Annotated in this window: 29 protein-coding genes, 1 pseudogene and 1 riboswitch; of the genes and pseudogenes, 6 read left to right on the top strand and 24 right to left on the bottom strand. The window is 40.9% G+C overall.

The window, feature by feature from the left end:
* Positions 1–102: 102 nt before the first annotated feature.
* The 3 genes from J7I96_RS13010 to J7I96_RS13000 form a co-directional block, all read right to left on the bottom strand.
* A complete protein-coding gene (locus J7I96_RS13010; RefSeq protein ID WP_048687144.1) occupies positions 103–507 on the bottom strand; it encodes a YbaN family protein in 405 nt (134 codons plus the stop codon).
* Between the two features lie 188 nt (positions 508–695).
* A complete protein-coding gene (locus J7I96_RS13005) occupies positions 696–1,340 on the bottom strand; it encodes an MBL fold metallo-hydrolase (protein ID WP_214923610.1) in 645 nt (214 codons plus the stop codon).
* Positions 1,341–1,557: 217 nt separating this feature from the next.
* Complete coding sequence (locus tag J7I96_RS13000) at positions 1,558–2,103, bottom strand: TetR/AcrR family transcriptional regulator (RefSeq protein WP_214923607.1); 546 nt, start codon at positions 2,101–2,103, stop codon at positions 1,558–1,560.
* Between the two features lie 235 nt (positions 2,104–2,338).
* On the opposite strand from J7I96_RS13000, the gene J7I96_RS12995 reads away from it, so the two are divergent.
* Positions 2,339–3,424 (top strand): alpha/beta hydrolase, encoded by a 1,086-nt coding sequence (locus J7I96_RS12995; protein ID WP_214923604.1) that lies wholly within the window; start codon positions 2,339–2,341, stop codon positions 3,422–3,424.
* A gap of 251 nt (positions 3,425–3,675) precedes the next feature.
* Positions 3,676–4,842, top strand: coding sequence for an MFS transporter (locus J7I96_RS12990; protein ID WP_214923602.1), 1,167 nt, complete (start codon positions 3,676–3,678; stop codon positions 4,840–4,842).
* A 213-nt stretch (positions 4,843–5,055) separates the two neighbouring features.
* Here J7I96_RS12990 and J7I96_RS12985 read toward each other — a convergent pair whose 3' ends face one another.
* Complete coding sequence (locus J7I96_RS12985) at positions 5,056–5,388, bottom strand: branched-chain amino acid transporter permease (RefSeq protein WP_214923600.1); 333 nt, start codon at positions 5,386–5,388, stop codon at positions 5,056–5,058.
* A complete protein-coding gene (azlC, locus tag J7I96_RS12980; RefSeq protein WP_214923598.1) occupies positions 5,385–6,140 on the bottom strand; it encodes an azaleucine resistance protein AzlC in 756 nt (251 codons plus the stop codon). Before azlC ends, J7I96_RS12985 begins: the two co-directional genes overlap by 4 nt.
* A 178-nt stretch (positions 6,141–6,318) precedes the next feature.
* On the opposite strand from azlC, the gene J7I96_RS12975 reads away from it, so the two are divergent.
* Positions 6,319–7,707, top strand: a complete 1,389-nt coding sequence (locus J7I96_RS12975) for an aminotransferase-like domain-containing protein (protein WP_214923596.1) — start codon at positions 6,319–6,321, stop codon at positions 7,705–7,707.
* A gap of 456 nt (positions 7,708–8,163) precedes the next feature.
* On the opposite strand, the gene J7I96_RS12970 is transcribed toward J7I96_RS12975, so the two are convergent.
* The 6 genes from J7I96_RS12970 to J7I96_RS12945 form a co-directional block, all read right to left on the bottom strand.
* Positions 8,164–8,850 (bottom strand): MBL fold metallo-hydrolase, encoded by a 687-nt coding sequence (locus tag J7I96_RS12970; protein WP_214923593.1) that lies wholly within the window; start codon positions 8,848–8,850, stop codon positions 8,164–8,166.
* A gap of 51 nt (positions 8,851–8,901) precedes the next feature.
* The gene (locus J7I96_RS12965; protein ID WP_251029163.1) at positions 8,902–9,192 is read right to left on the bottom strand and encodes a DUF3953 domain-containing protein; all 291 of its coding nucleotides are present in this window, start codon (positions 9,190–9,192) and stop codon (positions 8,902–8,904) included.
* A 98-nt stretch (positions 9,193–9,290) separates the two neighbouring features.
* Positions 9,291–9,740, bottom strand: a complete 450-nt coding sequence (locus J7I96_RS12960; protein WP_214923590.1) for an NUDIX hydrolase — start codon at positions 9,738–9,740, stop codon at positions 9,291–9,293.
* Positions 9,741–10,212: 472 nt separating this feature from the next.
* Positions 10,213–13,383 carry a bifunctional cytochrome P450/NADPH--P450 reductase gene (locus J7I96_RS12955; RefSeq protein ID WP_214923588.1) on the bottom strand — a complete coding sequence of 1,057 codons (3,171 nt, stop codon included), beginning with the start codon at positions 13,381–13,383 and terminating at the stop codon, positions 10,213–10,215.
* Positions 13,384–13,450: 67 nt separating this feature from the next.
* Positions 13,451–14,026, bottom strand: a complete 576-nt coding sequence (locus J7I96_RS12950; protein ID WP_214923586.1) for a TetR/AcrR family transcriptional regulator — start codon at positions 14,024–14,026, stop codon at positions 13,451–13,453.
* A gap of 277 nt (positions 14,027–14,303) precedes the next feature.
* On the bottom strand, positions 14,304–14,624 hold the full coding sequence (locus tag J7I96_RS12945; protein ID WP_057277096.1) for a MazG nucleotide pyrophosphohydrolase domain-containing protein: 321 nt from the start codon (positions 14,622–14,624) through the stop codon (positions 14,304–14,306).
* A 98-nt stretch (positions 14,625–14,722) separates the two neighbouring features.
* Between J7I96_RS12945 and J7I96_RS12940 the strand changes: the two genes are divergently transcribed.
* Positions 14,723–15,304, top strand: a complete 582-nt coding sequence (locus tag J7I96_RS12940; RefSeq protein WP_214923584.1) for an LOG family protein — start codon at positions 14,723–14,725, stop codon at positions 15,302–15,304.
* Positions 15,305–15,365: 61 nt separating this feature from the next.
* Here the strand turns inward: J7I96_RS12940 and J7I96_RS12935 are convergent, their stop codons facing one another.
* From J7I96_RS12935 to J7I96_RS12925, 3 genes are all read right to left on the bottom strand, one after another.
* The gene (locus J7I96_RS12935; protein ID WP_214923582.1) at positions 15,366–15,788 is read right to left on the bottom strand and encodes an NUDIX hydrolase; all 423 of its coding nucleotides are present in this window, start codon (positions 15,786–15,788) and stop codon (positions 15,366–15,368) included.
* Positions 15,788–16,213 carry a 3-hydroxyacyl-ACP dehydratase FabZ gene (gene fabZ, locus J7I96_RS12930; RefSeq protein WP_214923580.1) on the bottom strand — a complete coding sequence of 142 codons (426 nt, stop codon included), beginning with the start codon at positions 16,211–16,213 and terminating at the stop codon, positions 15,788–15,790. The genes J7I96_RS12935 and fabZ overlap by 1 nt, the downstream gene beginning before the upstream one ends.
* Before the next feature lie 113 nt (positions 16,214–16,326).
* Positions 16,327–16,941 carry an undecaprenyl-diphosphatase gene (locus J7I96_RS12925; RefSeq protein ID WP_214923578.1) on the bottom strand — a complete coding sequence of 205 codons (615 nt, stop codon included), beginning with the start codon at positions 16,939–16,941 and terminating at the stop codon, positions 16,327–16,329.
* Between the two features lie 183 nt (positions 16,942–17,124).
* Between J7I96_RS12925 and J7I96_RS12920 the strand changes: the two genes are divergently transcribed.
* Positions 17,125–17,520 (top strand): SRPBCC family protein, encoded by a 396-nt coding sequence (locus tag J7I96_RS12920; RefSeq protein ID WP_214923576.1) that lies wholly within the window; start codon positions 17,125–17,127, stop codon positions 17,518–17,520.
* 115 nt (positions 17,521–17,635) lie between these two features.
* The gene (locus J7I96_RS12915; RefSeq protein WP_214923574.1) at positions 17,636–18,229 is read left to right on the top strand and encodes a dienelactone hydrolase family protein; all 594 of its coding nucleotides are present in this window, start codon (positions 17,636–17,638) and stop codon (positions 18,227–18,229) included.
* Positions 18,230–18,242: 13 nt separating this feature from the next.
* On the opposite strand, the gene J7I96_RS12910 is transcribed toward J7I96_RS12915, so the two are convergent.
* From J7I96_RS12910 to J7I96_RS12870, 10 genes and pseudogenes are all read right to left on the bottom strand, one after another.
* Complete coding sequence (locus J7I96_RS12910) at positions 18,243–18,437, bottom strand: Fur-regulated basic protein FbpA (protein ID WP_214923572.1); 195 nt, start codon at positions 18,435–18,437, stop codon at positions 18,243–18,245.
* Positions 18,438–18,460: 23 nt separating this feature from the next.
* Entirely contained in the window at positions 18,461–18,667 is a 207-nt protein-coding gene (locus J7I96_RS12905) for a Fur-regulated basic protein FbpA (protein WP_214923570.1), read from the bottom strand.
* Between the two features lie 185 nt (positions 18,668–18,852).
* Positions 18,853–20,055: a M20 family metallopeptidase gene (locus tag J7I96_RS12900; protein ID WP_214923569.1), complete on the bottom strand. Its 1,203-nt coding sequence runs from the start codon at positions 20,053–20,055 to the stop codon at positions 18,853–18,855.
* 33 nt (positions 20,056–20,088) lie between these two features.
* Complete coding sequence (locus J7I96_RS12895; protein ID WP_214923566.1) at positions 20,089–20,961, bottom strand: MetQ/NlpA family ABC transporter substrate-binding protein; 873 nt, start codon at positions 20,959–20,961, stop codon at positions 20,089–20,091.
* 21 nt (positions 20,962–20,982) lie between these two features.
* Complete coding sequence (locus tag J7I96_RS12890; RefSeq protein ID WP_214923792.1) at positions 20,983–21,633, bottom strand: methionine ABC transporter permease; 651 nt, start codon at positions 21,631–21,633, stop codon at positions 20,983–20,985.
* A 13-nt stretch (positions 21,634–21,646) separates the two neighbouring features.
* Positions 21,647–21,889, bottom strand: a complete 243-nt coding sequence (locus J7I96_RS28845; RefSeq protein ID WP_396020103.1) for an NIL domain-containing protein — start codon at positions 21,887–21,889, stop codon at positions 21,647–21,649.
* A gap of 257 nt (positions 21,890–22,146) precedes the next feature.
* Positions 22,147–22,669 (bottom strand): annotated as a pseudogene (locus J7I96_RS28840) (methionine ABC transporter ATP-binding protein); the annotation flags it as partial.
* Between the two features lie 36 nt (positions 22,670–22,705).
* Positions 22,706–22,873 carry a hypothetical protein gene (locus J7I96_RS12880; protein ID WP_215048073.1) on the bottom strand — a complete coding sequence of 56 codons (168 nt, stop codon included), beginning with the start codon at positions 22,871–22,873 and terminating at the stop codon, positions 22,706–22,708.
* 126 nt (positions 22,874–22,999) lie between these two features.
* Positions 23,000–23,111: riboswitch (SAM riboswitch) on the bottom strand.
* A gap of 117 nt (positions 23,112–23,228) precedes the next feature.
* Positions 23,229–23,699 (bottom strand): GNAT family N-acetyltransferase, encoded by a 471-nt coding sequence (locus J7I96_RS12875; RefSeq protein ID WP_214923560.1) that lies wholly within the window; start codon positions 23,697–23,699, stop codon positions 23,229–23,231.
* A gap of 73 nt (positions 23,700–23,772) precedes the next feature.
* Entirely contained in the window at positions 23,773–24,141 is a 369-nt protein-coding gene (locus J7I96_RS12870; RefSeq protein WP_214923557.1) for a nuclear transport factor 2 family protein, read from the bottom strand.
* Positions 24,142–24,610: the final 469 nt, after the last annotated feature.

Raw genomic sequence — 24,610 nt, 5'->3', positions numbered from 1 at the left:
CAATGCCTTCCGATACAGTTGCTTGGGATCAGGGGATTTCCCCTTTTCCTGTCCCGTTCCATTAGAAAAAGAGCTGCCGAAGCAACTCCGTTATTTGAAGGTTCAAAACGCTCTTTTTTCCGTACCGTTTCGATCGATTGTCTTAATTTTTTTAATGAAATAATAATGTTTGTAGAGGGCGAGCACGACCAATAAGATTTTCACCAATAGGATGTCTACATAAAATACAGAAATCACGATGAAGAAATCTGCAATTAAGTTGATTCTTATTTTCTCTCTTCGGGTCATGCCTTTTTTTTGCAGGAATGCTTCAACGTATTTTTCATATAATGAGGTGCTCTTGAACCAGTTTTCAATCGACTTGGAACTTTTAGCAAAGCAAAAGGCAGCAAATAAGTAAAACGGACCGCCTGGCAGAACTGGTAACACAGTCCCTGCGATACCAATCAAAAGAGATATGGCCCCAAGAAGAAAGAATAGGATACTTTTTACTTTTTTTATTGTCATCACCTTTTTATTTATATTCTATCTCCTTATAACGTAAAGAGGAAGCTTAATTGATTCATTTCATTGATTAGTATCTTCCCTTTTTGTTCTTGAACTAACCTTCCCTTTCGTTATTAACAGGATCTCTTATCAATTCACAACATTTTTTAGACATCGCAATCATTGTGATATACATCGCAGCCTTATATTCATTCATAGAGCATGGTAACGACACCAGCATATTCCGGCAAATTTTCTTTGGAAATATCCAATGTCTTAACTTCGGTTGTTCGCTGTCCGGAAATTTGAAGAAACTTATCTACCTTTGAAAACATCAAGCCAACAACCGACAATGACTTTGTTCTATAATGCATGGGAATCGTAATAGTAGATTTCAATTGACGCATTACTTGAGTGGCTTCTAAGGCATTAATCGTGACTGTACCTCCTACAGGAATGATGAGAATATCCACTTTTCCAATTTCATTTACTTGTTCTTCTGATAATAGATGCCCTAAATCTCCGCAGTGACAGATGGTCAGATCGTCCATTTGGAAACGATATAAAATATTGGGGCCTCTCTTCTCGCCATTTACCTTGTCGTGAAATGTCTTAAATCCTCTAATTCTTACATCTTCGCGGATGTATTCCTTCGGCTCATTCACAAGCAAGTAATCCCCCGTTGCAGCCTGGATTTTATTGTGATCAAAATGATTGTGGGTAACGGCGACTATATCTGGATCAACGCTTGGCATACGGTAACGGATGAAGCGATAATATGGATCAATAAGAATCCTGGTTCCTCTGTCGGATGTTAGTAAAAAGGCAGAATGTCCAAACCATTTTATTTTCATACTAAAATTCTCCTTACTATGCAATTGATTTAAAATCAAGTAACTTTTAAGGAACCTTGGACTACAGTTGAAAATATATTCCATTTATTATAATTCCACTATTCCTGTAATAGTCCTTCTACACCCAGCTATCCCTTTTATTCCATAAAAAAAGAGATGCCTTAAGACACCCCTTTGCATCAAGAGACAACTATCCAGGTAAGTTTCTCATTAGAAGTTATATAATCCTCTCTAATAAATCCCCCACTTTTTCTGCCATGACACGAGGTGGATAAGGCATTCCATTCTTTAACCACCATTCCACTACCCCTACGTAAGCATTTGCAACAAATTGAACAATTACATCTTCATTTTGATCGGCATTTTTCCCTTTTGTTATGTCCACATCTTTCTTGAACTCTTCGATATTGAACTTAAGGAACTGACTGCGAAAATATGGAGCTCCTTCACTCGCTAACATCGTCGAAAAGAATAAATAATTGCTCTTAAAGTATTCCATACAGTGTACAGTCGATTCTATATAATCCATTTCAGTTGCCGATTCACAAAAATTACTCATGTTGTTTATATGTTCTTCCATGATTTTATCTAATAGATCAAATTTATCTAGGTAATGAAGATAGATGGTTCCTCGATTAACATTTGCTCTGTCTGCAATATCCTGAATGGTGATGTCATCAAAACTTTTTTCAGACATCAGTTCAATGAGAGCCTTTTTAATGGCTTCTTGGCTTTTGGTTATTCTTCTGTCTACTTTCGGCATGGTTTGGTCACCAAACTTTCCTAAAAATAATCAACAATTTTTATGGATTTGTTGAGTAATCAACGAATTGCGTTCTTTTAACCATTGAGAGCATTCTGTTTCTATTTAATAATTATTAACAGATGTTGATTAATCAATCAATGATGCTTTCTTTTTGAACGAGGGCAATGTACACCATGATAGTCACCAAAGAATTTTTTTCAAAACAAAAATAAGAAAGGGTGTTGTTTTAAAAATGAAAAAAAAGTCTATTATCAGGCGTGTACTCACAATGATAGCGTTGGGCTTGCTTTTATCCGTGACCATCATTGCATCCAAGACCGGCGTTGGAGCTGCATACACGCCAGACATGTCCAATGGGGCAGACAACTTTTACAAAAGCAACAAGGTAACCATGAAAAAGGTTAAGTTTAAAAACCAATACAACATGGATGTCGCAGGGAACCTTTTCATTCCCAAAGGTTTGAAGAAGAACACCAAAAATCCCGCGATTATTGTCGGGCATCCTATGGGCGCAGTAAAAGAACAAAGTGCTAATTTGTATGCCACTAAAATGGCTGAACGGGGATTCGTTACTTTGTCCTTGGATTTGTCTTTCTGGGGAGAGAGTGAGGGTCAGCCCCGCAACGCTGTTTCGCCGGATATCTATGCCGAGGATTTCAGTGCTGCGGTGGATTTCCTAGGCACCCGGCCGTTTGTTGACAAAGATCGGATTGGTGTTCTCGGGATTTGCGGCAGCGGGAGCTTTGCCATAAGTGCAGCCAAGATCGATCCGCGCATGAAAGCCATTGCTACAGTCAGTATGTACGACATGGGCGCTGCCAACCGTAATGGGCTTAAACATTCCCTGACACTTGAACAAAGAAAGAAGATCATTGCAGAGGCAGCGGAGCAACGCTATGTGGAGTTCACGGGCGGTAAAACCAAATACACCGGCGGGACAGTGCATGAACTGAATGAAAACTCAACGGCGATTGAACGTGAGTTTTATGACTTCTACCGCACTCCAAGAGGTGAATTCACTCCCAAGGGCACATCACCTGAACTGACGACACACCCTACTCTGACCAGTAACGTCAAGTTCATGAACTTTTACCCGTTCGAAGACATAGAGACGATTTCCCCTCGTCCGATGCTTTTCATCACGGGTGAAAACGCTCATTCCAGAGAGTTCAGCGAAGACGCCTACAAGCTGGCAGGCGAACCGAAGGAACTCTACATTGTTCCGGGCGCAGGTCATGTCGATCTGTACGACCGGGTGAATTTAATCCCCTTTGATAAGCTCGAGTCCTTCTTCAAAGAAAATCTGAAGAAAAAATAAGGCAGTATGGATCGCAGGGAGCTTTGAGTGAAACCACTGTGAAAGTCCTGCAAATCTTGTCGGGACTCACACTTTTTTGTCTGAATTCCATACGTAATGCATGGAATTCAGCTATTTTATAAGGCCTTTGGATATGTCTTATTAAACTAGGGAAAATTGAATCTGGAAAAGAAAACTTTGAAAATGTTCATGGTGATTTCACAGTTCATATTGAAAAAGTCGATTAAAGGAAGAGGTTTGGAGGAACTTTTTTGCAAAAACAAAATAATTTACTCATATTTATTTTAACCATCGGTGTTTTCGGAATCATCAATACTGAAATGGGGGTAATTGGCATCTTGCCTACCATTGCTGACCACTTTCATGTCAACATCTCTAAAGCAGGATTGCTTGTGAGTCTTTTTGCCCTTGCTGTAGCTGTATCCGGTCCAACTATGCCGTTATTATTTTCGGGGATGAATCGGAAGAAGGTCATGCTACTTGTGCTAGGTGTTTTCGTTTTGGGGAATATCATATCCATATTTACAACTAACTTTACCCTTGCATTAGTTGCCCGTATAGTTCCAGCCTTTTTTCATCCGATTTACTGTTCATTGGCTTTTACCGTAGCGGCCGACTCCGTTAGCAAGGAGGAAGCCCCAAAAGCTGTTTCTAAAGTTTTTATCGGAGTATCCGCTGGAATGGTAGTCGGTGTACCCATCGTAAGTTTTATTGCTAATGCAGTTTCAGTTGAAATGGCAATGGCATTCTTTGCGATTGTTAATACGATTGTATTTCTTGCTACATTGATTTTTGTACCATCCATGCCTGTTGAGGAAAAACTTTCTTACGGAGCGCAATTATCCGTATTAAAAAAATCGATTACATGGCTATCCATTGTGGCTGTCATTTTATTGAACTCAGCCGTATTTGGAGTTTATAGCTATCTTACTGAGTATCTGAAAACTGTTACGAATATGTCTTCGAACACAATCAGTTTAATGTTACTCATTTACGGTGGTGCCAATATTATTGGAAACATCGCGGCAGGGAAGCTGCTTACTAAAAATGCGAACAAATCTGTAGTGATTTTCCCTTTTGCATTGGGAGCAGTTTACATCATATTATTCTTATTTGGACAGTTCACCATTCCTATGGCCATCCTTACATTAATTTGGGGGATTTTAGCTGGTATAGGGGGTAATATCAATCAATACTGGATCATGTCTTCAGCCCCCGAATCTCCTGATTTCGCTAATGGACTATTTTTAACAGCGGTTAACTTGGGAACGACAATTGGTGCTGCGGCAGGTGGATTATTCATATCAGAGCTGGGGACACAATACGTGATATTCGTGGGTTTACTATCATTGTTATTAAGTTCGGTAATGATTTTCCTAAGAAACTACAAGTTTACTCCTACACAACAACTTTCCTGAGTATGAAAAGGCTAGGCAGCGGGCATGCCTAGCCTTTTCAGCGATTCGAATAACCGATCCATTTTCAGGAATGCTGGAAAGAGGAATGATTAATGTTTCAAGAAAAAGCTGCCTTAAAGACAGCACTGCTCGTAAACTATTAAACTGATTAATCTTGTTCATTAAATTCAGTGAACCACTACCACTTATCGACCTTACGGAATTATTATCAATTTAAAAAACCAATTGAATCAGCATCATGTAGACAATCGTTCCCCCCGCTATCGAGAGGAGCATCATTTTCTTCCAAACGTGAAGCAGGGCAACTACCGCCACCCCAATGAATTCAGGGATGCCATGACTTCCTGATCGCAGGCTTACATCCTTTAAACAATAAATGATTAAAAGCCCAATTACTGCGGATGGCAGCATTTTACCGAGATACTGTACATACTTCGGTGTGGGTTTACCTGATGGGAAAACGATGAAGGGAAGAAATCTTGTTAGCATTGTGCCTAAAACAACCATCGCGATTGTAATGATTTGCTGCGTTAAAGTCATTGTCATATGGTGCTCACCTCAACTTTCTCTAACGGCTTTCTAAGTAAGGTGAGTACTCCCAAAATGGCAAACATGGCAGGGATAATGAAATTGCTTCCGCCAAATATAATTAGGCAGACAGCTGACAGGCCAAGCCCAGCGAGAGCACTATGATGGTTTTTCTCTTTCATCCATTGTTCAATGAAAATCACGACAAAGAGAGCCGTCATAACAAAATCGAGTCCTTCTGTATTGAATTTGACAAAAGAGCCAAAAATGCCGCCAATCGCTGCTCCTATCACCCAATAGCAATGGTTGAGCAGTGTCACGAAAAACATGAACCAGCCCTTATCCACATCCTTCGGTACATCAACGGTACAATTGATGGAAAAAGACTCATCGCAAAGCCCAAAAATCAGATACAGCTTTTTCTTGCCAGTCCCCCTATATTTATCAAGCATGGATATGCCATAAAACAAATGCCGTGCATTCACCATTAAGGTTAAAAAAAGGGCGTTAATCGGATTGAACGCGACAAGCAATAAATTGGCTGCAATAAACTCCATTGACCCTGCAAATATCGTTAGACTCATCAATATCGGGTAAATCGCGCTGAACCCTAATGAATTCATAAAGATCCCATAAGCGATGCCTAAAAATAAAAAGCCTGCCAAAATGGGCACTGTGTACGGAAAAGCCGCACGAAATGCTGGTATCATTTGAGTTCGTTTTTTCATATAAATCACATCCTGATGGCTAAATTTATTTAAACTTAACATACAAAATCCGTACAAAAAACAAGTTAATTGTATGGATTACAATTAAAATAAAATTCCCCCATTTCATCAAAATGGGGGATTCTGATAGGCTAATTCTATTAAAGCCGACCGTTTCAATATTAGAATTCCATACAAAAAATGATATGATTGTATGGAATAAGTCAAGGAGAGGTGAAGTATGCCAGTAAATTCATTTGACAATTATCCAATGTCTTGGAAACCTGATAAGAATGCATTAAAGCGGCCTTTTTATAAATCTCTCGCATCATTACTTGAACGAGATATAACAAATGGCTTTTTAGCACCTGGAACCAAGTTGCCCCCTCAACGGGAATTGGCAGATTTTCTTGACTTAAATTTCACTACGATTACCCGTTCCTACAAAATGTGCGAGGTAAAGGGATTGATATATGCCGTTACGGGAAGCGGAACCTTTGTGGCTCCCAATGCCACTCGTTCCATAACCATTTCCGCGGATAAAACGGCAAACAGCATTGACCTTGGTTTTGTGGCATCTTTTGAGCAAACCAATGATATCGTTTCAGAAACTTTACAAAAAACCGTGAACAAAAGTTATTTGGAGCAGCTGCTGAATTACAACGATCCGACTGGTATTCCACATCAAAAAACAGCAGCTCTAAACTGGATGGAATCTTTCGGCATTCACGCGGATCAAGAGCATATAGCAATCGTTTCCGGTGCCCAAAATGCATTGGCTGTTGCCCTCGCTGCTTTGTTTGAGCCTGGTAATAGAATTGCAACCGATTTATACACCTATTCAAATTTTATCGAGCTGGCAAAGATGTTTCATATTAAGTTAGTGCCCATACACGGAGACCAGTTTGGAATGCTGCCAGATGAACTTGAAAAGCAATGTTGTCAAACAAATATTGACGGCATATTTCTGATGCCCTCCTGCAATAATCCGACCACAATCATGATGTCGGATATTCGAAAGCAAGAATTGGCAGCGGTCATCCGAAAGCATCGTTTAATTTTGATTGAGGATGATATTCATGCATTCCTGACGGCAGGCATTATCCCCGACTACCGGCAGCCGATGTTCCATTTGCTTCCGGAACAGAGCGTTTATATTTGCGGCACCTCTAAGTCCATATGTTCCGGATTAAGAGTTGCCTATATGGTTTATGGAGAAACATTACGCGAGAAAATTTCCCAGGCCATTTTCAACATAAATGTAAAGACCTCTTCTTTTGATGCAGAGGTTATCACAGAGCTAATCCTATCAGGAAAGGCTCATGAAATTGTTTCTCATAAGAAACGGCTTGCACAAACTGCAAATGATATTTATTCGGAATATTTCCCCTTAAGAAAGGATGTCGGACATCCTCTCAGTCTATATCGCTGGCTTCCAATTAAAGGGCATAACGATGCGTTACAGCTGGAAACCGATTTGAAAAGGCGCGGCATCCGGATTTTTCATTCCAATCGTTTTCAAAGCGGGCAAACCACCCCCGATATGTATTTGCGTATTGCACTTTCTTCCACAAACTCATTCGATGAGTTAAAAATAGGATTAGACATATTAAAGCAGTATTTAGGCTGATATAAGTCTAGTAAAAAAAACATTCTAGTTGATTGGATCGGAAGGTTCGAGACTCCTGCGAAAAAATCGAGTATTAGGGAGATCCCCCAGGCGCAAAAGCGCCGGGGGCGAGCCACCCGCCGAAAGCGAATGCCTAGAGTGGAAATGTTCAAGTTTTGACAACTTGATTATTATCGAGTTAGTCTACAAATCCCCGGAATGGTCTCACCCCGGACCATTCAAATGGAGACCCGTTTATCCTTCATGAATTTTCACTTTCCGATATGGTATGAAACCTTATTAGATTGAGAAATTTGCATTACTCCTGCCGAATAACTGGCTAGCCGAGACCCCACAGCCGCTTGCGGTGAGGAGGCTTGGAGTCAGTCGGCGGAAAGGGAGCGGATTTCTTCAATCAAATGCAAACAGGCTCAATTATCGAGTATATCGGCAAAAAGTGGTTAAGCAAAGACCCAATTATAAAGTGAATGTCCCACCATGATAACAATAGTAGTTTTCAGCTTTTAGATCCTTAATCTTTCTTAAAGACTGTTCTGCTTTCTCGACATTTAAACAAAAGTGCGGATTAGCAATGACCAATTCATCACTCTCTATAACTGCTGCATCACCTGCTATTACACTTTTTAAACGTGGAAAATATAATGAAATATGACCGGAAGTATGCCCTGGTGTTGCTACTACTCTACATTGGTTATCCAAAATCCAATCACCATCATGTACCTTTTCATCAATTGAAACATGCTTCAAATGCTTTAATTGTTGGATAAACCATTTCCCGAATTCGATTTCTTGAATTGGCATATTTTCCAGCATTTCTTCGGCTTGAACCAATCTCTCTGACTTCATTTCACCACAAATATATTTTGACTCCACTTCACTGGCGATCAGGTTAATGTGGGGATACTTTTCCTTGAAATCATATACGGAGCCTATATGATCAATATCATAATGAGTAATGATAATATTCTTTAACTTCTTCATGTCATAACCATTTTTAAAAATTTCATTTTCAATGAAAGGTAAAAAATTTGGATACCCTGTATCGACCAAGGTTAGTTCATCCTTTGAAATAATCAAGCTAGGATTAATATGATTTTTTTGTCCACTAAATTCAAATTCAATTGGCAGTTCCATTATCTTCATTTTCTTCCCATACACCTCCCGTTTCTTCTATATATTCTTCAACTTTTCATTTTAACCTGCCCCTTTAATTGCAAGGGTGTTAGTCATTAAGAAACCCAGTATGGAAACAACGCAAAGAAAAAATGAGACAACAGCGTACCTCAAAAAAACTCCTTTTCTATCTTTTTGACGTTCCTCTAATCCTGTTATTAGCATAATTGCCGCCAGAAACAACATAGAATATGGCATCAACTCAACACTTCCGGTCATTAGCTGATAGGCATATATAGCAACTACAATTATTGCTAAGATGATTTTAAGTATTTTCAAGAATATTTTTCCCCTTAAATAAAATTTTTTCATACCACTTAACACCTTTTCATTTGTTATTCTGATGAAGTTCGCCTTTATGGATTCAAGTTTCAAAAAGGGTACGTTATTCGAATTTGGGTAAGGTGGTTTCAAGATCTATGCATTTGACCATTTTTGTATGTGAATGTATAGTTTCCTTCTTTTTTCAATAAAACCGGCAAGTACTGTGCGACCATCTCTGCAATTCCGAGGTTAAGCGGATGAAGTATCCAATCAATGGATTTCCAATCAAGAATGCCTTCCCGCGTTTTTTTCGGTGTTTCATAAATTATTTCCTCATCCGCCATATACAAATATACATATATTCCATCCAATTCACCTTCTGGAGTCTCCCAGGTTACGGTTCCTTTAGAAAAAAAGGACTCTACCTCTATCCCCGTTTCCTCAAATACCTCACGCTGCGCACCCATATCAGGTGCTTCACCTTTCTCGATTTTGCCACCCACCCCATTCCAGACACCCATAATTGGAGCTTTCTCCCGGTTAAGCATGAGAAGTTCATTATTCTTCTTTACAAAACAAACAGTATACTTAAACATTTTAAAAAGAACCCCTTTATCGTTAGTTCGTGTCACATCATGGCTAAGCTGGTTAATGGGAGTGAAGCAAAAAATGCTTAACACATATATAGTAAGAAGGATCTTGTGACCAAACATCCCTCACTTCCACTGCCTCCAAAGTATTAACACATTCTCAAATTCTAACAATGAATATAGAATCCGTAAACGCTCTCCATCATCACTCGAGGGTTTGAGCGATATATCCGTGAGTTTGTTGATATATTTGTGAGTTTGGGCGAAATATTCAAGATTTTGGGCGATATATTCGAAAGTTTGAGTGATATATTCGAAAATTTGAGCATTTACTCGTGAGTTTCGCTGTTTTACTCGTGAATTTCCGCGATTTACTCGTGAGTTTGAGTGATTTACTCGTGAGTTTGACACTTTACTCGTGAGTCCGTATTTTCATAAAGAAAGCAGCGATTCCTTAAAGGATCGCTGCTCTTCTTATTTATGCTCCTGCCCAAACATCTTTCGCATATCTGCCATTCTCCTCTAATGATTGCAGCCATTCTGTGGCTTCTTCTCTCTGTGTTTGATAGATATGCATATAGCTTTCAATTATGGTTCGTTCAACATCTGGCGCCATTTTGCTTCCGTCTCCGCAGATGTATAGGTGTCCTCCTTCTTCTTTTAATAAAGGAAGGATGTCATGGGCGTTTTCCGCCAATCGGTTCTGGACATATGTTTTTTCTTGACCGGGACATCTGGAGTATGCGGTATGCAGTGTTACAAGGCCCTCTTGTTCGGCTTGGACGAGTTCATCTTGATAGAGGAAATCGTGTTCCGGATTACGGCATCCAAAGTAGAGGTGGGCCGTCCCTAGCGTTTCACCTTTTTCTTTCAAAGCGCGACGTGATTGTATGAATCCCCTGAATGGTGCAATGCCTGTTCCAGGGCCGATCATGATGATTGGTTTTCCTGTTTGCTTTGGAAGCTGGAAGTTGGATTGCGGCGTATTGATAAAGCAGGCTATTTTGTCTCCTTGGGAGCGTTCTGCCAAATAATTCGATGCAATTCCTTTGTATTCCCCGTTGCCGCTCAAAGCTTCTCCACGGACGACGCTTACGGTGATGCTTGCTTCTCCTTCGTTGTGGAGTGGTGAGCTTGAGATGGAGTAGTATCTTGCTTTTAAAGGTGGCAGTAAAGCCAGGAAACGTTCAAACGGGATTTCGCATGCAAGATACTTTTCGATTAGGTCAAGCATGGTTATGCGCTTGTTCAGGATTTCTTGTTTATAGGTATTATCCAAAAGAAGATCTTCAAGTTCTTTTACATGTGGAGGACATACCGTATGTGTGGCAAGCGCCCTTATTTGAGACCGGGTGGCGGGTTCTTGGAACTCCACATGGTTTGATAGTAACTCTTCTAGTTTTACCGGTTTTCCCGTAGGAAGATGGGCAGCTTTTCCGGAATCCCCAGTCAGATTCACGTAATCTTGGCCGTTTAGGTTAAATCGACTGAGCACTCGATCGACAAGTTCCGCTGAATTTTGCGGAAGCACGCCGAGATGATCGCCTTCCTGATAATGTATTCCCTCTGGCAGCGTTAATTCGATATGCCGTGTACTTCTTCCGCTATCTTCATGCTGTAATTCAGTATTCCTTTTTACAATGGATGTAAACGCATGATGGGTGCGGGCAAGCGGTGTGCCGCTCACATCACTTACGAAATTCATCGTAATCGAGCTGACTTCCCGATCATTCTTATTCACTTCAATGTTCAGGGCTTCGGCAAGATTCGGCCAAAGGGCTTCTGTCCATTTCTCGTAATCCCCTTCAAAGTCATCGCTTGCATCCCCATTGCCTGTTTCTGTCAGCCGCACTGCTCCTTTTTGTTCCAGCCGCTCATCAATGAGGATTGGAATGCGTTGGTACGTATTGGCCCAATTCCGGTCCCCGCAGCCGAAGATCGCATAGTGAACACCATCCAATGTGCCACCATGGCTTTCCTTCAGCCATGAAACGAAGTCACCTGCATTATCAGGGGGATTTCCATTATAAGATGCCGTGACTATGAGAACAGCTCCTTCTTTTGGAAGCCGATCGGTGTAATCATTTAAAGGGGCAACTTCGGCATGGAAGCCTTGCCGCTTCCCTGTTTCGGCAAGATCGCGAGCAATCCCTTCCGCCGTTCCCATGTTTGATCCAAACAGGACGAGTAATGGTGTTCCATGTACTGATTCGATCGGAGATACCGCGGCACCTTTTTCCGGAGACTTTTGTTCTGAAGAAGCAACGGTAAACGATAACGCCTTCTTCCTCGGTGAAACGCGCATGGTCAATCCGTCCGGTTTAAGAGTCAATGTTTCTTTAACTTCCAATTGGTATTCTTCATGGTCGATCAGGTCAAAGTGCTGTAAAACCATGCCAAGCACCAGTGTCGCTTCATGAAGGGCAAACTGCTGTCCGATACAGGCGCGCTGCCCGTTTCCAAACGGTTTATACGCATGATAAGGGATGGACTCCAAATCCTCGAACCGCTCAGGAATGAACGATTCAACGTCATCACCCCAAACGGATGGATCACGGTGAAGCTCGGGAATGAGCAGTGAGAAAACATCGTCTTTCTTCACATTGTATTTACCATCCAGCATGGTATCTTCTTTCGCATAGACGGAAAACGAAGGAGCTGTCGGCCACAGACGAAGCGTTTCATTCAGTACCATCCGGACATATTTCAGTTTTTTGACTTGTTTATAATCTGGAACATCATCACCCAGCACTTCATCGACTTCCTGCTGCGCTTTTTTTAACTTGTCTCTGTTATTCATGAGGAAATAGATGGCGAACGATAGGAGACCGCTCGTCGTTTCATGCCCAGCTATTAAAAAGGTAATGATTTGGAAACGAATATTTTCATCATCCAGTGATGCACCCGTTTCAGGATCGACTCCTTTTAACATATGGGAAAGAAGGTCATCTTCTCCGTGATTGCCATTTTGTTTTCGTTCGGCAATCAATTCATCCACTAGAGAAAACATATATTGAATGTCTTCCCTGAATTGTTTTTTGGATTTGATCATCAGTTTATCCTGGATTCCAAGCCGCTGCGTTTGGCTCATCGCTTCATCCAACGCACGCACCATACTGTTGACAAATGGATGGGTGGTCTCCCGATAAAAACTGTTAAAGCGGTAATTGAACCCGCATAGTCCGATCGTATCCAAGGTCAATCGTGTCATATCTTCAGGAACATCTATTTCATCAGCCGGATTCAGGCGAGCCCATTTTTGAATGAGTTGGGCAGCAAGATCCACCATTTTAGCATGATAGCCCTTCATTGCCTGCTGGCTAAAGCTGGGCAGCAGGATGTTATGGGCCTTTTTCCAATTCGGTTCCTTCGTTTCACTTGTGAAGAGACCATCACCGCCAAACGCCCTTACTTTCTGCAGTGCTGGTCCGACTTTCTTATCAAATCTTGCTTCATCACATATTTCTTTAGCGAGGGCAGCACTGGATACGAATGTAGTGATTCGACCCGGAAATTGAAACTGAAAAATCGGCCCAAGTTCTCGTGCCAGCTTCATGAAAGACTGAAGCGGTTTATCCTTATCAATGATAGGCAGGCTGCCTAGGGGACCATATGTCTTTGGCTGTGGAAACTGAGTTGTATTTTCCATTTATTAGCACCTCTTTACGATAGTTAGATTGCGGAATGAACGTTCATTCCGTTTAATTGAAAGTGTCTCAAACATGCACTCGGACTGCATCCCAAAAGCTTCCTTCCACATCTGCCAAAAGTTTTGGGTCAGGTTCTAACTCCCCGATGCGAACAAGTCGCTCAAGCTCAAGAAAAGCTCCGTAAATGATGGCAATCAAAGCTGAAGAAGGAAGCTCCTTGATTTCTTTTTTCTCTTTTCCTGAATCAAAGAAGTTTTTGAATATATTCAATAGCCCTTGAAAGCTAGCATGACTATCTTCATTTAAAAAATGGGCTCCACTATGTAGTTTAATAAAATAAAGAGCTTGGTCCTGCTCGGTTGTAAAGTGAACCATCGTTTTAAATATATGGTGAAACTGCGTGCGAATTGAATCATCATGAGGAAATCCATTCTTGACCGTTTCAGTGAAAATATTTAAGTACTCTTGAAAGATCTTGTTGCCCAGCACTTCCTTATTCTCGAAATAACGATAAATGGTACCCGCTCCAACTCCTGCCGATGCAGCAATCATCGGAATCGTCGTCGCATCATATCCCCGTTCTGCGAAAAGCACTAAAGCGCTTTTTACTATACTGTCTCGTTTATTTGCTGACGTGATCATTATGATCCCCCCTTTTTCCAAGTTGCGGAATGAACATTCATTCCTTTAATGCTAGTGTATACCCAATAAAATCCAATCTCAATCGCGCATACTACCCATATTTTGTGAATTCTTTATTAACGGAGGGGGATAAAAGGCCGAAATCATTTCTTTTAAAGGAATTATATGGGATTAAAGACTATCATTTGCCCCATAAGAAAAAGAGCTGATAGTCACAGCTCTTTCACTGGTTCACTGAAATTATGTAGGCAAACTTTTTATTCACACGAAAAGAATCTTATGCTTGATTATAGCGTTCAGATAGTTTCTTTTTATGGGCATTGAACACTTCCTCCAAGGGGATATTGTATTTGTTCGCAATCACAATCAAGTTTCCTAACACATCTCCCAATTCTTCGGTTAGCTCCTGTATGTTCTCTTCAAACGAACCAATAACTTCATCAGGTCTATCCCTGCCGATCTCAAGGGAACGAATGGCTCGGGCAACCTCGCCAGTTTCTTCTGCCAAAAAGCCAATGCGAATGAAAATGTCCAATTCTGACCATCCCCGTGCTTCATAATAATCTTTTACCCATTGTTGAAATTCAGTGACGTCCATATCCATCCACCCTTCCTTTTTTATCATTCAAGTTTAACAAATCCCCTATAATTTTGTATGATAAGAAAGCAAGATTACTAAATGGGAGATGTGATATTTTGAAAAGTCTAGCTGTATTTTGTGGATCAAGCAAAGGTGCATCTGCTGTCTATGTAGAAGAGGCTAAAAAACTGGGTGCGGAACTGGCAAAACGTAAGATTACCCTAGTTTATGGAGGATCAAGTGTAGGAATCATGGGTGCAGTTGCAGATTCCGTCTTGGAAGCAGGCGGAAATGTAATTGGCGTAATGCCTGATTTCCTGGAAAAAAAGGAAATAGCACATAAGAGCTTAACCGAGCTGATCGTCGTGGAATCCATGCATGAAAGAAAAGCAAAAATGGCTGAGCTTGCAGATGGGTTCATGGCTTTGCCAGGCGGGCCAGGAACATTGGAAGAATTCTTTGAGATTTTCACTTGGGCTCAGCTTGGTCTTCATCAAAAACCTTGCGGACTCTTAAATATCAATCACTATTATGATCCCCTGGTCGCTCTATTCAACCATATGGCCGACGAACAGTTCCTTCATGAAAAGTTCCGTTCCATGGCGCTGGTGGATGTTGAACCTAATGGACTTCTTGATCAATTCATTACATATGAACCGCCAACCGTAAAAACTTTCATTACCGAGAAACAAACCTGATCATAAAAAAACAGCCGGCCAAGATCAGTACTGATCTTGGCCGGCTGTGATAAACTGCAGGTTAGGTGAATATTTGGTTTAAATAATCTCCATGACCTTTGATAAGCTGCACTTCATGTTCGGATGAAATCCAGAAGTAATGAAATGTCAGCCCCGCTTCATCTCCTCCACCCGTCGGCTGATGCTTCCATTCATCAGGAACATTCGATACACTTATTTGATAAAAATATCTATTATGTATGGCACCATCGACGTTCTCCCAAAAATCTTCTGATATTAATTTCTCCACATGAAAATTTTCCAGACCTGTTTCTTCTTTCATTTCCCTAATCACTGCTTGGTAAGCATCTTCTTGAGGCTTTACCGTTCCCTTGGGTATCTGTATACCGGCTTCCTTAATGGGATGTTGAAAAACCAATACCTGTGTTTCTCCATTATTGATTCTTGTCACATACCCGTAAGCTTTTTTTATCGGTATCACCATCAATCACCAAAAGCAAAAATGAGCTCTGTCTCGCATACAGTTTCCCCTTCGACAGTAGCCCTTCCTTTTCCTTTACCGATAGGACCTTTCAAGCGGGTAATCTCCACTTCTAAACGCAATTGGTCCCCTGGTTTTACTTGCCTTTTAAAACGGCATCCATCAACCCCGGCCAAAAGCCCGATCCGTCCTTTATTTTCTTCTTTTGTAAGCATGACAACAGCACTTACCTGTGCTAATGCCTCCACGATCAACACACTTGGCATCACTGTGTAATCTGGAAAGTGACCAGTAAAAAACTCTTCATTTGCCGTTACGTTTTTAATGGCCATCGCCCTCTTTCCTTCTTCCAGTTCCAAAACTCTATCAACTAAAAGAAATGGATAGCGATGCCTGATAATATCTTTGATTTCTTGGATATCAATCAATATTAAGTCCCCCCCATTGCGTTGGATTTCTTTTACTTAATTTTACCATCAGCAGCATCATATGGATATTTTTGTGTTATAAAAAAAGGCTGCCTGAGCAACCCTGTTTTCGCTTACAAATCCTTTGATTTCTTTTCCTTCGATTTAGTTAACGGGGATAGAACCATTTCTTCATACCTCTCATATTCCCCTAATAATTTATGAATCAAGCTTATTTTAGGAACAACAAGGTAAACCGCCAATCCTGAAATGGTGCTCAGTATTGCTCCTGCCAGCACATCCGCCGGAAAGTGGACACCTACCCAAATTCGGGAAATGCCAACAAGGAAAGCCAGCATGATCCATAACAGCCACCATCCTCTTTTGAACAGCCAAAAAGATACACAAAACGAGAAAAACAAAATCGTATGGTCGCTAGGAAATGAATTATCCACTGCTTTTTCAATTAACTGATTAACATTGGCCAATTCGGCAAATGGCTGATTATTCGAATGCAATCTCCCTGCCATTTTTCCCATCATTTCAGCTATTACAAACGTAATCATCCCACAAACAACCATCATCCTGCTCTGTTCATTTCGAGTGAACCATATTACGATGACTGCCAAAGCTAAAAAAAATACCATGTACTCGGCAATGAAAATGGCAGAAGGGTTTAAATAATCGTACTGTTTCCCTAAGTCATTGATCATTCTGAATACATTGATATTCAACTCAAAAAAGTCCATTTCATACCCAACCTTCCTCTTTTTCTTACATATTAAAGAGAAAGGAAATAAATCGCCATCGTTCTTCCTAACAGTTTAATCCATTATCTAACATTTTTGTCACATGGTTAAAGAAGCTTAGTGGGGTCTTGTATATTTCCTGAACTTTCTATATAATCCAAGAAAAATACGGAGGTTATTCAAATGAATAATGATAGGAACTCTGTTCTAATTCATGAAAACCGGGAAACGGTTTGGAATGCGATCACGAATGATGAAATCATTTCAAAATGGTATGCCCCGGGTTCAAAATGGAATATTCCTAAACTTCAGGTTGGAGAGAAGGCAATCTTCGTATTAATGCCTAGTGCACATAACAATCTTAAAGAGAATGAAAGCATACCAATGAGCTTTACAATCCAAGAGGTAATCCCTTACGAAAGGATTTCTTATTCTTCGGATTCGGATAAACTCGTTTTCACTTTTGAAATATACCCAGAATCCGAAGGCACTAGAGTATCCATTAATATGGACGGATATGAACTTAGTTTGGCTAACTTAAAAGCATGTTTGGAAGGAAAAGAACTTCCCTATACCTAATCATTCATTTGAAAGAGAATCTAGTTCAGTCACATGTTTATTAAAAAATCGTTGCTGTCCTCCTTCTGGAACGGCCTTATTTATAATAGAAGAAATTCACATTAGGAGGTAAAAAATGCTGAACATACAGAAAAAGTCCGATACTGTCATCATTGTCATTCACGAAATATATGGCCTGAACCAACATATACAGGGTTATTGTGAGTTATTATCCAAACAGGGTTTTGATGTGATCTGTCCGGATTTGTTAGAACGTGGGACTCCTTTTGATTATTCCCAAGAGGATGCTGCTTATCGACATTTTATGGAGAACGTAGGTTTCACGGGTGCTTTATATAAGATAAAAGATATATTATCGGATATAAAAGATGAATACCAAAAGATTTTCATCCTTGGATTCAGTGCAGGGGCAACTGTAGCTTGGCTGTGCAGCGAGGAAGAATGTGTCGATGGAATAGTTGGTTACTACGGTTCGCGTATTAGGAATTATGCCGAATTGGCGCCACGATGCCCTGCATTGCTATTTTTCCCGCTAGAAGAGCCATCATTCAATGTCGACGAGTTAATTTCAGCTTTAGAAAGTAAGAATGTCGAAGTTCATAAATTCATGGGAGAACACGGATTCAGTGACCCTTACAATTCTAACTATCATGCAGAATCAGCACAAGCAGCCGTTAGCAAAATGATGAACTTTTTTATGAGGATTTAGGTTCACATTCACCCTAATGCCGCTTTGTATGGACCCAATGTATCGAACCCGCATCACTATGGGGGTGACAGTCATTTTGAACCTTTTTATATTCTGTTTCCAATTCTTTCAAGGTTAACTTCATAAGCTGTTCCACCGTTTTATTTACAGTATGGATCATAAGTTTATAGATTAATTCCTTGCGCCTTTCTTCCACACACTTCCTCATTTCACCCTCTCCTTTTATTCTGATTATATGAAATGTATATTTAGACAGGGGGAATGATCGTCGTATTCCTTCTCCTCGATTTTACTTATTTTAATATATTCATTCTCTAAATCGGTTAAGGTTAATTCAAATAGATGGATGTCATTCTTTTTATAAACTCCCTTGTTAATCAACTTGTTGATCAGGAAGTTTCTTTTTTTCTCAATGGCTTTACGCAATAATATCCCCATGATAAATCCTCCTTTATAATACGTATTGACTTGCCCATTCACAAAAAAACCGGAGACACCTCTTTACATGAAAGAAAAGTCTCCGGTTTTCCGGTCAATTAACCTATAATTCCTATTTAATTACTTGGTATTATTATAATACTAACTACATGCTCCGTAGTCAACTATTTTTTCCTGCAACTTATTTATTTTTGCTTCGCTTCATGAAATGCCGCTTTCACTTGATCCAACAGGTCTTTATCCGAAATCAATTTATACCCTGTAAGCGCTAGAGCTTTTGCTCCGGTCAGGATGGCTTTGTCTCCGGCAGGAGATTTGGCACAGTCGCGGAATTCATTCGTATGGGCAATCAACTCATCATGTCCAATTTTTATATAAGGATGTGCTGTCGGCACTGCATGGCTTACATTACCTGCATCCGTCGAGCCAAAGCCACTCTCTTTTCGGGGAGCCACCTCTTCCCCTAAATGAGTCAGTTGTTCTTTTAACAGTTCATCCAGAACTGGATTGATGACAAAATCGAGCACTTCATTTTGGAAACGTTCAACCTTAACCGTGCTTCCGGTGGCAAGTGCTGCCCCTTCAGCAACTGCACGTATTTTATTGGATACTTCTTGGCAAAGTTTCCATGTTGTTGCTCTAATATAAAATCTGGCGGAAGCATATTCAGGAATGATGTTAGGCGCTTCCCCGCCATTGGTGATGATTCCGTGAATTTTGACCTCGGCCGGGAGCTGCTGACGCAAAGCATTAATGCCATTGAACAGCTGAATCACCGCGTCAAGTGCATTCACGCCTTCTTCAGGTGCAGCTGCTGCATGTGCTGACTTTCCGTAAAAGTGAAAATCAAGCGGGTCGACAGCCAAAAATGGACTTGTTACACCCGTTTGCCCGGCAGGATGGATAAGGATGGCCGCATCCACCCCATCAAATAAACCGTGCTTCACAAAGCTGCCTTTTGCACTTCCATTCGGCCCGCCCTCTTCAGCCGGTGTTCCGAAAACGATCACCTCCCCGCCCGTTTCCTCCAGCACTTGGGCCAAGGAAATGCCTGCTGCCACGCTCGTTGTGCCGATGATATTATGGCCGCAAGCATGGCCTAAACCCGGCAATGCATCATATTCGGCTAAAAAGGCAATTGTGGGTCCTTTCTTTGAAGAGGTTTTTTTGGCGATGAATCCTGTTTCATGCCCGGCTATATTGCGGGTCACTTCAAATCCTTCATTTCGAAGTATTCCGGTTAATGTATCCGAGGCGAAGAATTCTTGATTCCCAATTTCAGGTTTGGCATGAATGGCTTGGCTCGTTTCGATATATAATTCGGAATGAAGGTCGATGTGATCTTCAATGATTTGCTTATGCTGCTTCAGCACTAATTCTCTCGCCATGTCTTAATCTCCCCTTTTTCTTGAATACATCCATTACTTTTCATTAGCTGGTTTTGTCCAAGCGTCCTGATAATTCACTAATTCATCTACAGAAACATAGGCAGGAATGGTGTTTCCTTTAAACGTTTTTTCAATGAACGCTTCCACTTCTTTCGATTGATAAAGCTCCACTAATTTTTGTAGCTCAGGACGATCGGCATTTCCCTTTTTAACCGCAATGATATTAATATATGGTTTCGCCGTTTTACTTTCATGGAATAAAGAATCTTTTAATGTAAGGCCTGCCTCGACGGCAAAGTTATTATTGATGGCTGAAGCATCGGCATCATCCAATAGACGCGGTGTATTGCCGGCAGCAACAGGTTGGATTTTCAAGTTTTTCGGATTTTCCTTAATGATTTCCAATGATCCCGCCCCATTGAATTCTTCTTTCAATGTAATCAACCCAGCTTCCTGAAGCAGGAGCAGTGCACGGCCAAAGTTTGTTGCTTCATTCGGAACGGCTACCGTAGCACCATCCGGAAGTTCTTTGAGACTTTTATGTTTTTTCGAATAAAGGCCCATAGGTGCAATGACAGTCGACCCGATGGCCTCCAATTTCAGGTTTTGATCTTGTACGAATTCATCGAAATAGGCGACCGTTTGGAATGAATTGGCATCAATTTCACCTTCGCTTAACGCAAGGTTCGGTTGGATATAATCATTGAAAGTGACCAGTTCAATATTAAGCCCTTCCTCTTTCGCCAAGTCGACAATGTATTCCCATGTTCTCGTATCCCCGCTGCTGACACCGACTTTCACTGTTTTGACATCATCCGAACTCCCTGATGCACCCTCATCGTTCCCGCATGCTGCAGCCACGATGGCCAATGCCAATACCATGATCGTTAATAAGATTTTTTTCATTTTTCCTGCCTCCTGTTATTTTTATCTTCTTCTGATTTTTCTTGAAACAAAATTCCCGGTGGATTGCAGTAATTGAACGATGATCACGAGCGCCGCTACTGTGACGACCATCGTCATGGTATCGAACCTTTGATAACCGTAAGCCAAGGCTAAATCCCCGACCCCGCCTGCACCGACGGCACCTGCCATCGCCGTGGAACCAACAAGCCCGATTGTCGCTGTTGTAAATGTTAAGATCAACGAGCTAAGTCCTTCGGGAATCAAAAAGCGGTAAATGATTTGCCATGTTGTCGCCCCCATCGCCTGAGCCGCCTCGATGATCCCTTTGTCCACTTCCAACAGCGAGTTTTCCACAAGCCGGGCAATATAAGGAGCCGCGTAAAAGATTAGCGGAACAATGGCCGCATTCGTTCCGATCGCACTGCCGACAATCATTCTTGTAAACGGAATGAGTGCCACAAGCAGGATGATGAAAGGAACCGACCGCAGGATATTGATGATCGGGTTCAATACATTAAAAATCCAATTATTCTCCATGATGTGACCCTTTCTTGTGATGACAAGCAGGATACCGAGCGGAAGCCCGATCAATCCGGAAAATATCAATGAGATGGCTACCATATAAAGTGTGTCACCGAAAGCTGTCGACAGCTGGTCTGCCGTTATTTCCATTCCCCAAAGCGTATTACTCATTTATCTGCACCTCCTGGACGAGAATCCCCTCATCTTTAATATATTGATAAGCCTTATCGACCTCATTTTTGTTCCCGGTCACTTCGATGATCAAATTCCCGAAAGGCGTTTCCTGGATTTCAGAAATATTGGCTGATAAAACACTTAAGTGAACATCATATTTCTTCGAGATCGTTGAAAGTAAAGGAGTACCCGAAGTAGTTCCAATAAAATTAATTTTCCAAATAATCGGCATATGGGACCCTATGCTTTTTAAGAAACTTTGTGGAATTTCGTCATGTATGACCGTTCTCACGAAGTTCTTTGCAATATCCGTTTGCGGCTTGGCAAAAACTTCGAAAACCGTACCTTGTTCAACGACGCAGCCGCCCTCCATGACCGCTACCTTATTGCAAATTTCCCTGATGACAGACATCTCGTGAGTGATTAGCAAAATGGTAATATTGTATTCTTTATTAATTTTCTTTAAGAGCTGCAGAACTGCACTCGTTGTTTGTGGATCCAAAGCCGACGTAGCTTCATCACACAATAAGATCGATGGATTCGTAGCCAATGCCCTCGCAATGCCGATCCGCTGCTTTTGCCCGCCGGATAATTGTTCCGGATAACTCTTTGCTTTGCTCGATAAGCCAACGAACTCCAATAGCTCGCCTACCCGGTTTTTGATTTCTTTAGCTGGAGTTCCCGATAAAACCAGCGGCATGGCAATATTATCAAAAACAGTTTTTGAGTTTAGTAAGTTGAAATGCTGAAAGATCATCCCGATTTTTTTCTTTTCTGCCCGTAATTCCTTCGGGTTTAATTTGGTTAAATCCTTGCCCCCAACAATCACCGAACCGTCTGAAGGATGTTCAAGCAAATTGACCATCCTGATTAACGTACTCTTTCCGGCCCCGCTATAACCGACTACCCCGAATATATCCCCCTTTTCCACTGTCAAATCAATGCCCTTCAAAGCCTCGACAGTCTGTTTCTTTGTTTGATAAACCTTTTTAACATCTTGAAACTCAATCATCCAATCTCCCCCCATGTTGTTTTTTGTACGAATTCCTTATCCAGAGAGAAGAGCTTTGCAACGCTTCATAATGATAGGGTTAAATTCTGCCAAACTCACGAGTAATTGCGCGAAATTCACGAGTAAAACTGCGAAATTCACGAGTAAACCGGCGAAACTCACGAGTAAATCTGCCAAACTCACGAGTAAACCTGCGAAACTCACGAGTAAGTGCACCAATTCTCCAAATAACCATATACAAAAGAGGCCTCTTCCGTCATCAGACAGAAGAGGCCTCTTTTAGACATAAAAAAGAGTAAACTCTTAAATTAATTATCTAAGAAAAGCTCCTTCTTATCTTTCAAACTTTCGTCCGTTGGAATTAGCACAGTATTTTTACAAAAGTAAAAACCCGCTGCCGAGGTATCATAGGGCCAAGTCCCTCCACATCTCTTGATAAGAATTAACGTTATATTTAATTATGTCCTTCACTATATATTCTAATTTCTCTAAAGTCAACCATATTTTTCATCGCTATAAATATTTTCATAGTATAGTGAATCGATATCTTTTAATTATATCAATATATCGATTTGCTCATTCTCCATACAGGGTATTTTTCATTTTCTTCCTTTATCTTGAACATGCCTGAATTCGTATATAAAGATATCGCCCTTTGATTATCCGGAGAAACCCTTAAATGATATTCGGATACATTAAATTTCCTGAAAAAGTTTTCTGCGTAGCGAACCAATTCCTTGCCAAGGCCTTTACTGCGGTATTCGGGAATAAGATAAAATAGATTCACATAGCCAATTTCCGTTCCTTCATACTCCCGAATTTGAAGTTCCATTTGTCCAATCGGTTCTTGGTCCTTTTCAATGATCACCTGTCCATCCGGAAATTTGCGGACCCTTTCTTCCATTCGTTGCAGATATGCATATTCATCCCCAAAACCAGCATCAGTTCCAAAACTTACAACAAAGGAATCTTTCCGGAATTTAATGATAGTATCTTTATCTTTGTTTATATCAATGGTACGAAAGATCAACTTCATCCACTCCTATCATTTTAGTGAAATAGTTTTCAAGCAGGGGAAACTTCCTTTTTCATAGATAAAAGGCTTAGAGGGGCCCTTTTGTTTTTGTGCCTTGATGAAAAAATATTTGCCATCTTCCATTCGTACATTTCCAGATTGAACTTCTTAAGGTATGTTCCAGCTTATCTTCATCAAAAATTCGGTATGTAGTTAACACGGTATCATCAGACAATGGATGCATATCAAATTGACTTAGTGTCATGTTCGCCGCTCCAGCACCCTCTTGCCCCATAAAATCGCTTTTTGACCATATGTTACCCGAACTGCCGAACTCAAAGAAATCATCTTTCAATAAGGATGAAAGCTCTTCTGGAGATGTCCGAACTTCGGATTTTAACAATTTCTCCTCCAGCTGATACAAATGCTCTTTTAACAATGAAGAGTCCCTGTCCATTCATCTTGTCCTCCTTTTTCAACCATTGGTGAAATTCATGATCCATGCTGGCAAAGATTTTATATCCAGTTGTTTTGGTTATAATTGCGGTCAGTAGCATTTTTTTGTTTGGCTGTTTTTTTCATACTTTGTTGCTATTTACCAAGTAATGTGGATTGGTTGATTTCCCCTCCAGATGCTCGCTTTCCGCGGAACGGGCGGTGAGCCTCCTCGGCGTAAACGCCTATGGTGTCTCACCTGTCCCGCCGCTCCCGCAGGAGTCTCGCACTTCCGCTCCAATCAACCTTAGATCGTTTCGTTTTAAAAACAACAACCTTTACGAAAAGAGCCTTTAAAATTAAACAAAAAACTGATCCTGCAATGGAGTTTTTCAAAGAAAGAGAAAAGGAAATCATTTAGGCTACTATACCGCAAAAAGCTCCACATTGGTTTATCCAAACCGTATATCGATCATTTCAAACTCCATTAC

This window comes from Bacillus sp. ISL-78, assembly GCF_018613455.1.
Taxonomy (GTDB): domain Bacteria; phylum Bacillota; class Bacilli; order Bacillales; family DSM-1321; genus Peribacillus; species Peribacillus frigoritolerans.
The sequence above is the reverse complement of the archived record's forward strand: the minus strand, read 5'-3'. Positions and strand labels throughout refer to the sequence as shown.